The following is a 14085-nucleotide window of genomic DNA, read 5'->3' as shown; positions in this document are numbered from 1 at the left end:
GCCCGGTTCGGCCGATCGCCGTACCACCATGTGGGGGGCGACGAACGGGGGCGACATGCGCGAGCTGCTGCTGGTCATCACGCTGGGCATCGTCGTGCTGGTCGGCACCACCATCGGCGGCCGGTACCGGGTCGCACCGCCGGTGCTGCTCATCTGCCTGGGCGCCCTGCTGGCGCTGCTGCCGCCGTTCTCGCAGGTGATGCTCGCGCCCGAGGTGGTGCTGCTGCTGTTCCTGCCGGCGATCCTCTACCGGGAGAGCCTGACCACCAGCCTGCGGGAGATCCGGGCGAACATCGTCGTCATCACGTTGCTCGCGGTCGGCCTGGTCGCCGTCACGATGGTGGCGGTCTCGCTGGTCGTGCAGCGGCTCGGCGTCGACCCGGCGGTGGCCTGGGTGCTCGGCGCGGTGCTCGCCCCGACCGACGCGGCGGCGGTCGCCGGGCTGGCCAAGCGGATGCCCCGGCGCCTGCTGACCACCCTGCACACCGAGAGCCTGATCAACGACGGCACCGCCCTGGTGCTGTTCGCCGTGGCGCTCGGGTTGCTCGGCGGAGGTGCCGCGCCGAGCGCCGTCGAGCTCGTCGGGCGGGTCGGTCTGTCGTTCCTCGGTGGCATCGCGGCCGGTCTGCTGGTCGGCACCGTGGTGATCCTGATCCGCAAGCGCCTCGACGACCCGCTGCGCGAGGGTGCGCTCAGCGTGCTCACCCCCTTCGCCGCGTTCTTCCTCGCCGACACGATCCACGAGAGCGGGGTGCTCGCGGTGGTGGTCTCCGGTCTGATGCTGACCTTCGCCAGCCCTCGGGTGATCCGGGCCCAGTCGCGGCTGCTGGCCCTGTCGTTCTGGGACCTCACCACGTTCCTGATCAATGGTGGGCTCTTCGTGCTGGTGGGCATGCAGATCCCCCGAGCGGTGGAGAGCGTCACCAGCGTCTCGTTGATGCGTGCCGTGATGATCGCGGTCGTCGTCGCCGTCGTGCTGGTGGTGGTCCGGATGCTCTGGCTGCACCTGATCGCCGCGGTCGCGCGCCTGGACCGGCGGGAGTCGAGCCTGGCCCGCCAGGTCAACTGGCGGGTGCGGACGGTCGCCGGCTGGGCCGGGTTCCGGGGCGCGGTCTCCCTGGCGGCGGCGCTCGCCGTGCCGCTGACCGCCCACGGCGAGCCGGTCCCGGAACGCGACTTGATCATCTTCATCGTGGCGACGGTGATCCTGCTGACCATGCTCGTCCAGGGCACCACCCTGCCGCTGGTCATGACCTGGGCCCGGCTCTCCGGTGACCCGGAACGCGCCGACGAGCTGCGGTATGCGCAGGCGAACGCGACCCAGGCCGCGCTCGACGCGCTGCCCGACATCGCCGACCGGGTCGGCGCCGACCCGGACACCGTCCAGCGGCTCCAGGCCGAGTACGAGGGCCACCTGAGCGTCGTGCGGGCGGAGCCGGAGGAGGAATCGGTGGCCGCCCGCGAGGTCGAGCGCCGGCTGCGGCTGGCCGTGCTCGACCACAAGCGGCGCGAGGTCACCCGGATGCGGGACGCCCGGGAGATCGACGACGCCGTGTTGCGCGAGGTGCAGGCCCGGCTCGACGTCGAGGAGATCCGCCTGCTGGGGCCGAGGACCCTCGAATGAGTGGCCCTACTCAGCTCGCGGCACCGACCGGCAGCGCCAGTGCGACCGTGAGATCGAGCAGGCTGCGCGGGTCGGTGAGCCGGTCGCCGTACAGCTGCCGCAGCTGACCCATCCGGTAGCGCACGGTCTGCGGGTGGACGAACAGGTCGGCCGCGACGTCGTCGCGCCGCCCCTGGTGCAGCAGCCAGGAGCGCAACGTCTCGGTGAGCCGCTCGGCGGTGGCCGCCGGTAGCGCGGCGAGGGGTTGCAGGACCCGGGCGCGCAGGTCGGCGAGGGCCTCGACGTCGGCGCTGAGCAGCAGCTCGGCCAGGTGCCGGTCAGTGTCCAGCGGCTCGCCGTCGGTGGGGTGGGCGATGCCCAGGGCGACCACCCGCACCACCCGCCGGTAGGACGAGCAGGCCCGGATCCAGGGGCGGGACGGCCCCAGCACCGCGTGGCGCCCGTGCAGCACCCGGGCTAGCTGCCGTCGCCGGTCGCCGTGCACGTCCGGTATGAGCAGCACCGCGGTCTCCTCACCGGGCTCGCCCGCCGGCAGCTCCTCGTTGCTCTCCAGGGTGTGCTCGTCGAGCAGCGCGAGCGCCCCGCGCAGCTTCGCCTGCGGCAGCAGCGCGACGGTGAGGGTCTGCGGCACCGGCCAGTCCGCCCGCTCGGCGCTGCGTCGCAGGACCTCCTCCGGTTCGCCGGCGAGCAGCTGCTGGGTGAGCCGTTCAAGGTTGCGCCGGCGGGCCCGGCCCACGCTGGCCAGCTCGTCGGCGTGCCCGGCCACGCTGGCCGCGGAGAGCTCGTCGATGTAGGCGAACATCAGCTCGGCGAACTCGGCGACCGTGGCGGCGGGTAGCCCGATCGACACGGCGGTGGCGGCCAGCTCCCGCCAGGAGACCCGGGCACCCACCCGGTACGCCGCCAGCAACGCGTCCACGCTGCGGCCGGACCGGGCCTCGCCGCTGCCCAGGGCGTACGCGGCCTCCAGCGCCGGCACCAGCGGGGTGCTGGGGTCGCTGACCCGGGTGCGCTCGGTGACCTGGGACTGTTCGAGCAGATGCAGGAAGGTGCCCAACGCGATCTGTACGGCGTTCTCTATCTTGTCCCGCATCTGGCCGGTCAGGGTGCCGGAGTAGCTGGGCACTTCGGCCGTGATCGCGGTGACGGTCTGCCCGGCGACCAGCGGCAGCCGGTCGCGTAGTTCACGGGCCACTCGCTGGTCCAGCTCAAGACGGGCCGCCCGATTGGTGGTGCCCGAGGTTTCCGCCACGGTTGTTCTCTCCGCACAAAAGGGGTGGATCGCTTTACCTTCGCAGACCAAGAGTTTATGCCAGCGCGCGGCGACCATCGTCTTATGACCGCCACCGTCCCGCGACCGGGCACGACGAGGTCCCTCCGGCGTCGCCTGTGGCGGCTCGCCGAGACGGTGACCACGCCGGTACTGCCCGGGGACTACCTCGACCTGCTCGCCCCGCTGCGGGCCGGCGCTGACCTGCGCGGCCGGATCGTCGCCGTACGCCCGGAGACCCCGGACGCGGCGACGCTGGTGATCCAACCTGGGCGCAGCTGGCGCGGACACGTTCCGGGCCAGTACATCCGGCTCGGCGTCGACGTCGACGGCGTACGCCAGTGGCGGGCCTACTCGGTCACCTCCGTTCCCGGCCGCCGCACCGGCCCCATCTCGGTGACGGTCAAGGCGATTCCCGACGGGGTGGTCAGCAACCACCTCGTCCGCCGGATCCGGCCGGGCACGATCGTGCAGCTCGACCAGGCGCGCGGCGACTTCGTGCTGCCCGACCCGGCGCCGCCGCGGGTGCTGTTCCTGACCGCCGGCAGCGGCATCACCCCGGTGGCCGGGATGCTGCGTTCCGGCGCCCTGGCCGGCAGCGACGTGGTGCTGGTCCATTCGGCGCCCACCGCCTCCGACGTGGTGTTCGGCGCGGAACTGCGCGCCCTCGCCGCGCGCGGCGCCGTCCGGCTGGTGGAGCGGCACACCGAGGTCGACGGCCTGCTGGACGTGGCCGAGCTCGACGCCCTGGTGCCCGACCACCTCGACCGCCGGACCTGGGCGTGCGGTCCGCTCGGGTTGCTCGACGCCGCGGAGGAGCACTGGTCGACCCGGGGTCACGCCGAGCGGCTGCACACCGAGCGGTTCCGTCCCACGGTGATCACTGCCGGTGACGGCGGGACGGTCACCTTCACCCGTTCGTCGGTGACCGTCGAGGCCGCCGGCGCCACCCCGTTGCTGGACGCCGGCGAGAACGCCGGAGTGCTGATGCCGTCGGGCTGCCGGATGGGCATCTGCTTCGGCTGCGTGCTGCCGCTGCGCCAGGGCGCGGTCCGCGACCTGCGCAACGGCCAGCTCACCACCGCCCTGCCGGGCGACGGCGTACGCGTGCAGACCTGTGTGTCGGCCGCCGCCGGCCCGTGTGAACTCGAGATCTGATCGGAGACCCGCCGACGTGACCGTGATGCAGAAGAAGGCCACCAACCCGATCGCCCACCTGAGTGCCGAGGACATCGAGACCCTCGGCAAGGAACTCGACGCCATCCGGGAGCGGGTGATCACCTCCCGGGGCGAGCGGGACGCCGCGTACATCCGCAAGGTCATCTCGACGCAGCGGAAGCTGGAGATCGGCAGCCGGGTGGTCCTGCTGTTCTCGCTGTTCCCCCCGGCCTGGATCGTCGGCACCGCCGGGCTCTCGGTGGCAAAGATCCTGGAGAACATGGAGATCGGGCACAACGTCCTGCACGGCCAGTGGGACTGGATGCGCGACCCGAAGATCCACTCGACCAGCTGGGAGTGGGACCACGTCGCCCCGGCCGACCAGTGGAAGCAGTCGCACAACGAGCTGCACCACCGCTACACCAACGTCGTCGGTAAGGACAACGACCTCGGCTACGGCATCATGCGGGTCGACGAGGACCAGCCCTGGCATCCGGCCCACCTGGGCCAGCCGTTCTACAACTTCGTCAACGCCTGCTTCTTCGAGTACGGCATCGCCGCGTACGACCTCGACCTGGGGAACAAACTGAAGAACGGGGGGCACAAGGACCCCGAGTTCCGGGCCCGCGTCCGCGCGGTCGGCCGGAAGATCCGCCGCCAGTTCCTCAAGGACTATTTGATCCACCCGCTGCTGTCCGGCCCGTCGTTCTTCCACACCATGGCCGCCACGTTCACCGCGAACCTGATCCGCAACCTGTGGAGCCACTCGGTGATCATGTGCGGGCACTTCCCCGAGGGTGTCGAGACCTTCGAGAAGACCTCGATCGAGGGCGAGACGCGGGGCGAGTGGTACGTGCGGCAGATGCTCGGCTCGGCCAACATCAGCGGCAGCCGGCTGCTGCACATCATGACCGGCAACCTGTCCTACCAGATCGAGCACCACCTCTTCCCCGACCTGCCGAGCAACCGCTACCAGGAGATCGCCCCCGAGGTGCGGGCGCTGTTCGACCGGTACGGGCTGAAGTACACCACTGGCTCGCTGCCCCGGCAGGTCTTCTCCGCCTGGAAGAAGGTCTTCCGGCTCGCCCTGCCGAACCGGCGCGAGCCCGCCGCGCCGACCACCCCGACCGCCTCGCTCGACGACGCCGGCGACCGCCCGGCCCTCGCCGCCGTGGGCGCCTGACCGGCGGGCCACCTGAGCAGCGCGAGCGGCTAGCGTCGGCTGGGGTAGTTGTTGGCCGCCTGGCGCCCCTTGACGAAGGCCAGCACGATCACCGCGGCGAGGGCGATGACCCCGATGATGAGCAACCAGCGGACCGCCTCAAGGAACAGCCCGAGCAGGATCAGCACGCCGGCGACCACGCCGACGATCCAGAGCAGGGCACGCATCTCCACCTCCCGTACGGCCGGCCGGTCGTTCCGGGCGGCCCGCCGACGCAGCTACCCGGTACCGACCGGATCATGCCGTGTGGGCAGGTCGGGCGGGGTTTAGGCGGGGGTCTGCGCGAGGTAGACGGTGTTCGCCGACTCGCCTGCGGTCAGCGGGTTGGCGAAGCGCACCACGTGGCTGCTGCGGGTCGGGAAGACGGCCGCGAGCGCGGCCTCGAAGTCCGGGTCCGGCGGGTCGTCCGACCAGAGCGCGAACACGCCGCCCGGGTGCAGGAGTCGCGCCAGCCGGCGCAGACCGTCGGGGCGGTAGAAGGCGGCGTGGCTCGGATGCAGCGGATGCCGGGGGGAGTGGTCGACGTCCAGCAGCACGGCGTGGAAGCGGCGCCCGGCATCGTCGGGGTCGAGGCCGTCCGCCCCGGCGACCTGGGCGAAGAAGTCGGCCCGCACCAGCCGGGTACGCGGATCGGTGGCCAGCCCGGCGGCGAAGGGCAGCAGGCCGCGCCGGTGCCAGTCGATGACGTCCTCGACCGCCTCCACGACCAGCAGCGAGGCGACCCGGTCGTCCCGCAGGGCGGTGCGGGCGGTGTAACCGAGACCTAGCCCGCCGACGACGACGTCGAGGCGGTCGCCGGCCAGCGGCGCCAACCCCAGCCGGGCCAGCTCGACCTCACCGGCGGTGAACAGGCTCGACATCAGGAACTCGTCGTCGAGCTTGACCTCGTACACCTCCAGGTCGAGCCGGGGATCGCGGCGCCGCCGCAGACTGATCTCGCCCAGTGGCGTCGACCGCCAGGCCAGTTCCTCGAAACGTACGCTCACCGCCCGCATGCTACCGGCGGACCGGATCCGCCCGCCGCGTGACGCACGGTCCTCGGGACATCGACGCACCGCATATCCTGTGCCCCGACCGTTTCGCCGGAGGGGGCCCCATGCCGTCGCGGCAGGACCAGCTGCACTCGTACCAGTTCACCGTCGCGCGGGCGGTCGCGGCTCTGGTGATGCGCGAGACCGATCCGGTGCGGTCACCGTTTCGCCGGCTCGCCGGCGCGGGGATGGCCAGCGTGCTGGTGGCGGTGATCGGGCTGGGCGGCGCCGCGCTGTACGGCCTCTTCGGTGGCGGCGGCGCGACGTGGCGCGACGCCGGCGCGGTCATCGTGGAGAAGGAGTCCGGCGCCCGGTTCGTCTACCGGGAGGAGAGGCTGCACCCGGTGCTCAACTACGCCTCCGCGTTGCTCATCATCGGCGCCGAGCGGCCGAGGACCGTGCTGGTGTCCCGCCGGTCGATCGACGGTGTGCCGCGCGGGCTACCGCTGGGCATCACCGACGCCCCCGACGCGCTGCCCACGGCGGGCCGGCTCGCCAGCGCACCGTGGACGGTCTGCTCGACCGCGCCGGTCGAGGACCGGCCGCAGCCGAGGTCGGTGCTGCTGGTCGGCGCCGGCGACGACGGTGGCCGGCCGCTCGGCCGGGACGCGCTGCTGCTGCGGGCCCCGGACGGCCGGCTGCACCTGGTGTGGCAGCAGCGACGGCACCTGATCCGCGATGCGGACCGGGTGCTGGCGGCGCTGGCCACCACCCGGTCCCGGGCCGTCCCGGTGGCCGCCGCCCTGCTCAACACGGTGCCGGCCGGCACCGACCTGGCCCCGCTGAACCCGCCCGGCCTCGGCACGCGCTCGGCGCGGGTCACCGAGTCCCGGATCGGCGACGTGCTGCTGGTGAGCAACTCCGGCGGCGAACGGCAGTACGCGATGGTGCTGCACGACGGGCTCGCCGGGATCACCGAGTTGCAGGCCGGCCTGCTGCTCGCGCGCACCGGCCAGCGCGAGCCGGAGCGGATCAGCCTCGGGCGCTTCGCCGCCCTTCCCCAGTTGCCGGATCTCGCCCCCACCGGGTCCGGCGCCCCACCGAGCGCGCCGCCCCGGCTGGTCACGGTGGACTCGTCGGCGCTGTGCGCCCGCGTCGGCGACGACGCCGGCCCGGTCGAGCTGCGGCTCGGCGTGGACCTGCCCGACCTGGCCGCTGCCGCACCGCCGAGCACGGCCGGGTCGACCGGCCCGGTGGTGGCCGACCACGTGCTGGTGGAGCCGGGACGCGCCGTACTTGTCGAGTCCGTGGCCGCTCCCGGTGCCACCGGCGGCGCGATCTCCGTGGTGACCGATCTCGGCCGACGGTACGTCCTCGCCGAGGCCGGCGTGCCCGCCATGCTCGGCTACGGCGACGTGACGCCGGTACGCCTACCGGCGGGCGTGGTCAGCCTCGTCCCCGCCGGAGCCACCCTGGACCCGGCGGCGGCCCGACAGGCGGCCGCACCCGACTGAAGCAGGTCGGTTTCCGTGGCGTTCAGCCGCTTGCCCGGCTGTGCGGTTACCGGGCGGCGGTGAGCCACGCCGATCGGTTCACGGGTGGATGGCGGACCCTTGGTCGAGTCCATGCCACCAGGCGCCGTCACAATTGCGGCTTTCGTGCAGCGCCAGGAGCCGGAGCGCGGCATACAGGTCGAGGAAGTCGAAGTGCTGGGTGACCGGACCCGTGGACAAGGCCTGCCGGTACGTTTCGAGCGCTGATTCCACGGCCGGTTCGAGCGTAACGGCGCCCCGGGCCAGGCAGACCGCCTCGGCCGTGGCCAGGTAGCGGGTGAGCGATCCGGGTGCGGTGGGGTCGGGAGCATGACCAGGCAGTTCGATCCGATCCACCACCGCAGACCGTAGATCGGTCAAATCGGCAGCGCACGAGACCGACAGATCGAGCGCCAGCAGGTACGCCAGTTGCTTGTCAGGGGCCAGATCAGGTATCTGCGACAGCGGACTCGTCGACGCGAAGCTGGCCCAGTCTGGAGCGTCCGCGCACGAGCCGGAGTCAGCGGCGTACAACGCGCGTGGCAGCAGCCCGGCGTCGGGCGCCACGGCATCACCCGGCAGCTTCAGCCCAGCGGTGGCGCCGCCACGCAGTCCGATGAAGGCGTAGAGCCAGGCCGGTGTACCGAGGTCGGCGCGATCGCGCGAAGGGTGACCGAACAGGTCCGCCGCCCGCTGCGGGGAAAGGGCACCGGAGAGCACCATGAGGTGCGCCATGATCGCTTTCGAGTACCAGTCCGCGCTGGCCTGGGTCGCCAGCGAGCCGCCGAAGTCCAGCAGTGCCTCGATCCGCCGCACCAGATGGTCCAGTCGAGGGGGTGGCTGGTCACCCAGCATGCCGGCGAGGACGGCCACCGTCCACGGCTCGGTGACCGGACCGTATTCCCGCGCACTGTCGTCCAAGCCACGCAGCAACGACACCGCGACCCGAGTGGACACTGCGGAGATGCCGGTCCGGCCGGTTGCCTCGGCCAGTGTCTTCAGGCGGTTCAGCGCGATGATGTCATCGTAGCTAGAGGTCTGGTCCCGTTCGATACGGTCCGCCAACTGACTCTCCAACACGGAGATGTCGTCCCGCAACGGTCGGAGTTCGCTGGCGCAGTCGGTCACCGCTGGCAGCACAAGGGCGGCGTCGCCCGCCTGATCTATCCTGCCGGCGCGGATGTCCGCGGCCATCTGCGTACACCTGCCGGGCGATTCCGCCCCGCCCGGTGCCCCGATGAGCCGCGCCGCCCGTGTGCGCATGATGCGCCCGGCCAGCCCGGCGTCATCGCGTAGCTGGTCGACGAGTCCACGAAGGTCCGGTCGTGGCAGGTCCTGTACGGCGGGCAACTCGCCGGTGCCCCGCAGGAACTCCTCCACCCGGACATTGAGCGACAACAGATCGTACCGGTAGAGCTGACGGCCGGAGTCGTCGTCGCCGTACGCGACAGGTCCGTCGTTGGTCTGGTACGCCCGCAGGGAAGGACTCCAAGACAACCGGAGTTCCTCGGCGGTCTGCCTCAGCCGAGCCTCGTCCAGCCGCCCCAGCAGGTGCAACGTGTGTGCGGCCTCGACGATCCGCTCGGTATTGCGGCCCCCGGGCGGCAGCAGGATATGAGATCCGTCGTTCTCCTGATAAGCGAGAAGCGACAGCAGGCGGACCGCAAGATCGCTCGGCTTCGAAGGCTGTGTCGAGGGCGGCCGGTGAGTGCAGGCCATGCAGAGCACCAGCAGTACGACCAGACCCAGGAGCGCCGCCCCTCTCGTCGGGAGTGCCGGGTTCTGTCGCGTCAGCATCCTGTTCCTGTTCGTCATGTTCGGTGGCGCCGAACGGAATGGGCATCCGGAGGCTGCCGCGCCCACCCGTTCGGCGCCTTGCGGCACGAGCTGGCTAGGTGCGCCTCGAGCAGCTGATCTTCTCGGAGTCGTAGTGGCAGTAGTGGGACACCCAGATGTTTCGGTCGACACCGCCGTGAATGAACCGCCCGTCGGTGAAGTTCTCCGCGGAGTGCGCCCAGAGTGCCGTGAACGACGCCGAGGACAGGGTCTGCGTCCTCGATGACACATTCTTGCCCGTGTACCAGTCGAGTTGGATGTTCCGCTCTGTGGACCCGCCCGAGCACGACACGCCGCCGGTGCCTACCGTGCAGCCGGTGATGCCCACGCCAGCGAACCTGATCCGCGTCCTGACCCGCATGTCGGATATGCTCGCCGCCGCTCCCCGGGTGCACTCGTAGGTCCGGGCCACACTCTTGCGATTCGTGATTCTCCAGGTCTGGGTGCCGCCCGTGCGCCATTCCCAGTCATAGGTCGCACTGATTTCGGCCGCCATGTTGGACCTCACCACACCGCAAGCGATAGTCGTCTTGACCGTGGCGCCCTTTCCGCTGTTGGCACTCGCGGGTGTCGCCGCCACCACGACCGTTGCGGGCCCGACGACCAGTGCCAGTAGCAGGGCCGCCAAGCGGCGCCATCGCACATGGGATTTAACCATTATCAACCTACCTTTCGGTGCATCTCGGCGACGTGTGCCGTCGCTGGTATTGCACGCAGGACCATCGGTCACCACGTCATGGGGAGGATTAGGTGCCGCCTTACCGGCTGCTGGTTATCAATCGCCAGGGTGCGTTGCCTGGCTGTGAGCCTGTTCGATGTGGTGTGAAGGGGCCAGACAACTGACCGTCAAGTCGCCGCCAACTTGCCGGAGGACGAACCGAGGACGACGGCGGGTGCCCTGCCGGTTCAGCCGTGCCAGGAATGCCAGAGGGCGGCGTAGGCGCCGCCGGCCCGGACGAGGTCGTCGTGGGTGCCGAGTTCGGTGATCCGGCCGTCGTCGAGCACGGCCACCCGGTCGGCGTCGTGCGCGGTGTTCAGGCGGTGCGCGATGGCGATGACGGTCCGCCCGGTGACCACGGCGGCGAGCGCCCGCTCGGTGCGCCGGGCAGTGGTCGGATCGAGCGCGGCGGTCGCCTCGTCGAGGATCAGGGTGTGCGGATCGGCGAGCACGAGCCGGGCCAGCGCGAGTTGCTGGGCATCGGCGGCAGCGAGTTCGCGGGCGCCGTCGCCAAGCTGCGTGTCGAGCCCGTCGGGCAGGTCGGCATGCCAGTCGGCGCGCACGGCGACCAGCGCCGAACGCATCTGTTCGTCGGACGCGTCGGGTGCGGCGAAGGCGAGGTTGTCGCGCAGCGAACCGATGAAGACGTGATGCTCCTGGGTGACGAGGGCGATCTGGCGGCGCCGCTCGGCCGGCGCCAGGTCGGTGACCGGGCGGCCGTCGAGGCTCACCACGCCCTCGCGTGGGGCGTCGATCCCGGCGAGCAGCCGGGCAAGGGTGGACTTTCCCGCGCCCGACGGGCCGACGACGGCGAGGCGTTCGCCAGGACGCACCGCCAGGTCGATGCCGTGCAGCACATCGTGGCCATCGGCGTACGCGAATCGTGCGCCGCGCACCACGAGCCCGCCGGCCCGGGTGGGCGCCGGGCCGCGCGGTCGCGGCGTGCCGGTCGCGGCCGGAGCGACGGTGGTGGAGCCGGACCCGTTCCCCGGTTCGGTCGTCCGGCCGACACCGAGCACCCGGGCGAACGAGGCGAGGCCGCGTTGGGCCTGTTCCATCCAGAGCAGCAGCCGGTCCAGGGGATCGATCGCCCGCTGGAGGTAGAGCGTGGCGGCGACCACCTCGCCGAGCGTCACCATGCCACTGGTCAGGGCGAACCCGCCGACCAGCATCACCGCGGCGATGGGCAGCGCGTAGCTCGCCTCCACCACCGGGAAGAAGACCGACCGCAGGGCCAGGGTCGCCCGGCGGGTGGCCCACACCCGACCGATGCGCCGCGTGCCGTGCGCGACGCGGTCGGCACCGAGGCGGAGCGCCTCGACGGTGCGGGCGCCCTCCGCCGTCGTGGTCAGCGCCTCGGTCAGCTCGGCGGTCGCGGCCCCCTCGGCGAGATACGCCGGCCTGGCGCGACGCAGATACCAGCGGGTGACCGCGACGATCGACGGGAGCCCGGTCAGGGCGACCAGGCCGAGCAGCGGGTGCAGCAGGAAGATCGCGCCGAAGAGGAGCGTCAGTTGTGTCGAGGCGATGACCATGACGGGCACCACGTCCCGGACGGTGCTCCCGACGGTGGTCACGTCGACCGAGCTGCGGGTGGCCAGCTCGCCGGTGCCGGCCCGCTCGACGACGGAGATGGGCAGGTCGAGCGCCCGCGAGACGAACCCCTCGCGCAGCCGGGCGACGGCCCGCTCGCCGAACCGGTGGCCGGTGTACTGGGCGTACCGGGCGAGCAGCCCCTGGGCCAGCACGCAGCCGCCGATCGCGAGCGCCAGGCGGTCCACGGCGGCGGCGCCGGCACCGGCGGCGACCTCGTCCACGATCCTGCCCAACAGCCACGGCGCGGCGAGCCCGGCGACCGCGGCGGCCCCGTGCAGCACCAGCACGATCGCGACCGCGCGGCGGTCCACGGCGATGAGGTCCCGCGCGGCCCGGCGGACGTCCCTGCGGTCCGCGACGGGCAGCCCGCTCACCGCAGCGACCCGTCGACGTCGGCGGACTCGCTGTCCCGGGACACCAAAGCCCGATAGCTCGGAGCCTGTTCGAGCAGGTCGACGTGGGTGCCGACGGCCGCGATCCGGCCCGCGTACAGGTGCGCGACCGTGTCGGCAGGCCCGAGCAGCAGCGGTGAGGTGGTCAGCACGATGGTGGTCCGCCCGGCCCGCGCCGCGCGCAGTCGCTGCGCGATGCGTGCCTCGGTGTGCGCGTCCACGGCCGACGTCGGGTCGACGAGGATCAGTACGTCCGGCTCGGCGAGCAGGGCCCGGGCCAGCCGGACGCGCTGTCGCTGGCCGCCGGAGAGGGTCCGGGCCCGCGCGCTGACCGGCATGGCCAGCCCGTCCGGATGGGCGTCGACCACGTCCTCGGCCGACGCCGTACGCAGGGCCGCTCTCAGATCGGCGTCGCCGAGGCCCGCCCGGGTACGCAGGATCTCGCGCAGGGTACCGGCGAAGAGGTAGGAGTCGTGGTCGGCGACGAGGATGCGCGCCCGGACCTCGTCGAGTGCGATCCCGGCCAGCGGCACGCCGCCCCAGGTCACGTCGCTGGCGACGAACCGCCCGAGCCGGTCGGCCAACGCAATGGCCTCGGCCGGGTCGTCGGCGGCGACGGCGAGCAGCCGCCCGGCGGGTACGGTCAGCCCGGTGGCGGGATCGTGCAGGTCGGCGGGGCGGTCCGGCGCGGGCCGGGCTGTCGTGCCGCCGACCGGCGACGGCGGGGCGGCCTCGTCCGGGGTGAGCGTGAGCAGCGCGACGATCCGGCGGGCCGCGACGCGGCCCCGGATCACCTGGTAGCCGCCTTCGAGCAGGAACCAGACCGGCACGACGAGGACCGCCGCGTACCCGTAGACGGCGACCATCTGCCCGATCGTGATGTCGCCGGCCGCGGCCATGCGCGCCGCCAGCCACACCACGGCGGCCAGGAACAGCCCCGGGATGGCGACCGTCAACGCGTCGATCCAGCTGTTCACCGCGCCCACCCGGTACCCCTCGGTCAGCAGCTGCTGCGAACGGGCCACGTACCGGCGGGCGAACAGTCCCCGCCCACCGACCCCGGCGAGCACGCGCAGCCCGGCCACGATGTCCGCGGCGCGGGTGGTGAGGATGCCCTGCTGGTGGCGGTAGACCGACTCGACCCGTTCGAGGCGGCGCAGCAGCGGGCCGACGACCAGCACCACCGCGGGCACGCCGAGCAGCACGAACAGCGCGAGGAACGGGGAGACCGACCACAGTACGCAGGCGACGAACGCGTACGCGATGACCGCACCGACGCCCGGCCCGGTCATCGTCAGCACCGCCGAGGTGTGCGTGATGTCGGCGCCGCCGACGGTGGCGACCTCCCCGGCGGCGAGCCGGCGGGGCAGGACAGCGCCGATCCGGGAGAGCTGACGCAGCAGGACTTCCGCGGAGCGGGCCGACGCGTCCTCCCGGACGAACGTCATCGTGCGATGGCGCATGATGCCCACGTACGCCAGGACCATTCCCGCCACGACGATCGCGGCCACCCACCACCACAACGCCCGGTGATCGCCGGCGCGTAGCCCATCGTCGATGGCCCGGGCGACGAGGTACGGCCGGACCGACAACCCGAGCATCCAGGCCGTACCGATCAGGCCGCCGCGCAGCACCCGCCACGGCTGGCAGCGGACCAACCACCAGATGTACCAGATCGGCCCCCTCGTATCCGGCGTGCCCGGCGTGGGATGAGGGAGCTGTGGGGGCACCCGCCCAGGCTACCGATCACGCTCGGGGCGCCTCCA

The 14085-nt window shown here is 72.2% G+C and carries 11 protein-coding genes; 4 read left to right on the top strand and 7 right to left on the bottom strand.

Features of this window, described 5'->3' with window-relative positions; all coding sequences use genetic code 11:
- Positions 1 to 55 precede the first annotated feature (55 nt).
- Positions 56 to 1624: a Na+/H+ antiporter gene (locus O7615_RS28835; protein WP_278180924.1), complete on the top strand. Its 1569-nt coding sequence runs from the start codon at positions 56 to 58 to the stop codon at positions 1622 to 1624.
- A 10-nt stretch (positions 1625 to 1634) separates the two neighbouring features.
- Here the strand turns inward: O7615_RS28835 and O7615_RS28830 are convergent, their stop codons facing one another.
- Positions 1635 to 2876: a helix-turn-helix domain-containing protein gene (locus O7615_RS28830; RefSeq protein WP_278180923.1), complete on the bottom strand. Its 1242-nt coding sequence runs from the start codon at positions 2874 to 2876 to the stop codon at positions 1635 to 1637.
- An 84-nt stretch (positions 2877 to 2960) separates the two neighbouring features.
- Here O7615_RS28830 and O7615_RS28825 point away from each other — a divergent pair, with 84 nt between their 5' ends.
- Together O7615_RS28825 and O7615_RS28820 are read left to right on the top strand one after the other, a co-directional pair.
- Positions 2961 to 4052: a ferredoxin reductase gene (locus O7615_RS28825; RefSeq protein ID WP_278180922.1), complete on the top strand. Its 1092-nt coding sequence runs from the start codon at positions 2961 to 2963 to the stop codon at positions 4050 to 4052.
- A gap of 16 nt (positions 4053 to 4068) precedes the next feature.
- Positions 4069 to 5235, top strand: a complete 1167-nt coding sequence (locus O7615_RS28820) for an acyl-CoA desaturase (protein WP_278180921.1) — start codon at positions 4069 to 4071, stop codon at positions 5233 to 5235.
- 29 nt (positions 5236 to 5264) lie between these two features.
- Here O7615_RS28820 and O7615_RS28815 read toward each other — a convergent pair whose 3' ends face one another.
- The gene (locus O7615_RS28815; RefSeq protein ID WP_278180920.1) at positions 5265 to 5441 is read right to left on the bottom strand and encodes a hypothetical protein; all 177 of its coding nucleotides are present in this window, start codon (positions 5439 to 5441) and stop codon (positions 5265 to 5267) included.
- A gap of 99 nt (positions 5442 to 5540) precedes the next feature.
- Positions 5541 to 6269, bottom strand: coding sequence for a spermidine synthase (locus O7615_RS28810; protein ID WP_278180919.1), 729 nt, complete (start codon positions 6267 to 6269; stop codon positions 5541 to 5543).
- A gap of 101 nt (positions 6270 to 6370) precedes the next feature.
- On the opposite strand from O7615_RS28810, the gene eccB reads away from it, so the two are divergent.
- Entirely contained in the window at positions 6371 to 7759 is a 1389-nt protein-coding gene (eccB, locus tag O7615_RS28805) for a type VII secretion protein EccB (RefSeq protein ID WP_278180918.1), read from the top strand.
- Between the two features lie 78 nt (positions 7760 to 7837).
- On the opposite strand, the gene O7615_RS28800 is transcribed toward eccB, so the two are convergent.
- From O7615_RS28800 to O7615_RS28785, 4 genes are all read right to left on the bottom strand, one after another.
- Entirely contained in the window at positions 7838 to 9505 is a 1668-nt protein-coding gene (locus O7615_RS28800; RefSeq protein WP_278180917.1) for a hypothetical protein, read from the bottom strand.
- A 163-nt stretch (positions 9506 to 9668) separates the two neighbouring features.
- Positions 9669 to 10241 carry a hypothetical protein gene (locus O7615_RS28795; RefSeq protein WP_278180916.1) on the bottom strand — a complete coding sequence of 191 codons (573 nt, stop codon included), beginning with the start codon at positions 10239 to 10241 and terminating at the stop codon, positions 9669 to 9671.
- A gap of 278 nt (positions 10242 to 10519) precedes the next feature.
- Positions 10520 to 12301 carry an ABC transporter ATP-binding protein gene (locus O7615_RS28790; RefSeq protein ID WP_278180915.1) on the bottom strand — a complete coding sequence of 594 codons (1782 nt, stop codon included), beginning with the start codon at positions 12299 to 12301 and terminating at the stop codon, positions 10520 to 10522.
- On the bottom strand, positions 12298 to 13953 hold the full coding sequence (locus tag O7615_RS28785; RefSeq protein ID WP_278182275.1) for an ABC transporter ATP-binding protein: 1656 nt from the start codon (positions 13951 to 13953) through the stop codon (positions 12298 to 12300). Before O7615_RS28785 ends, O7615_RS28790 begins: the two co-directional genes overlap by 4 nt.
- Positions 13954 to 14085: the final 132 nt, after the last annotated feature.

It is taken from the genome of Micromonospora sp. WMMD1082, assembly GCF_029626175.1.
Lineage (GTDB): Bacteria > Actinomycetota > Actinomycetes > Mycobacteriales > Micromonosporaceae > Micromonospora.
The sequence above is the reverse complement of the archived record's forward strand: the minus strand, read 5'-3'. Positions and strand labels throughout refer to the sequence as shown.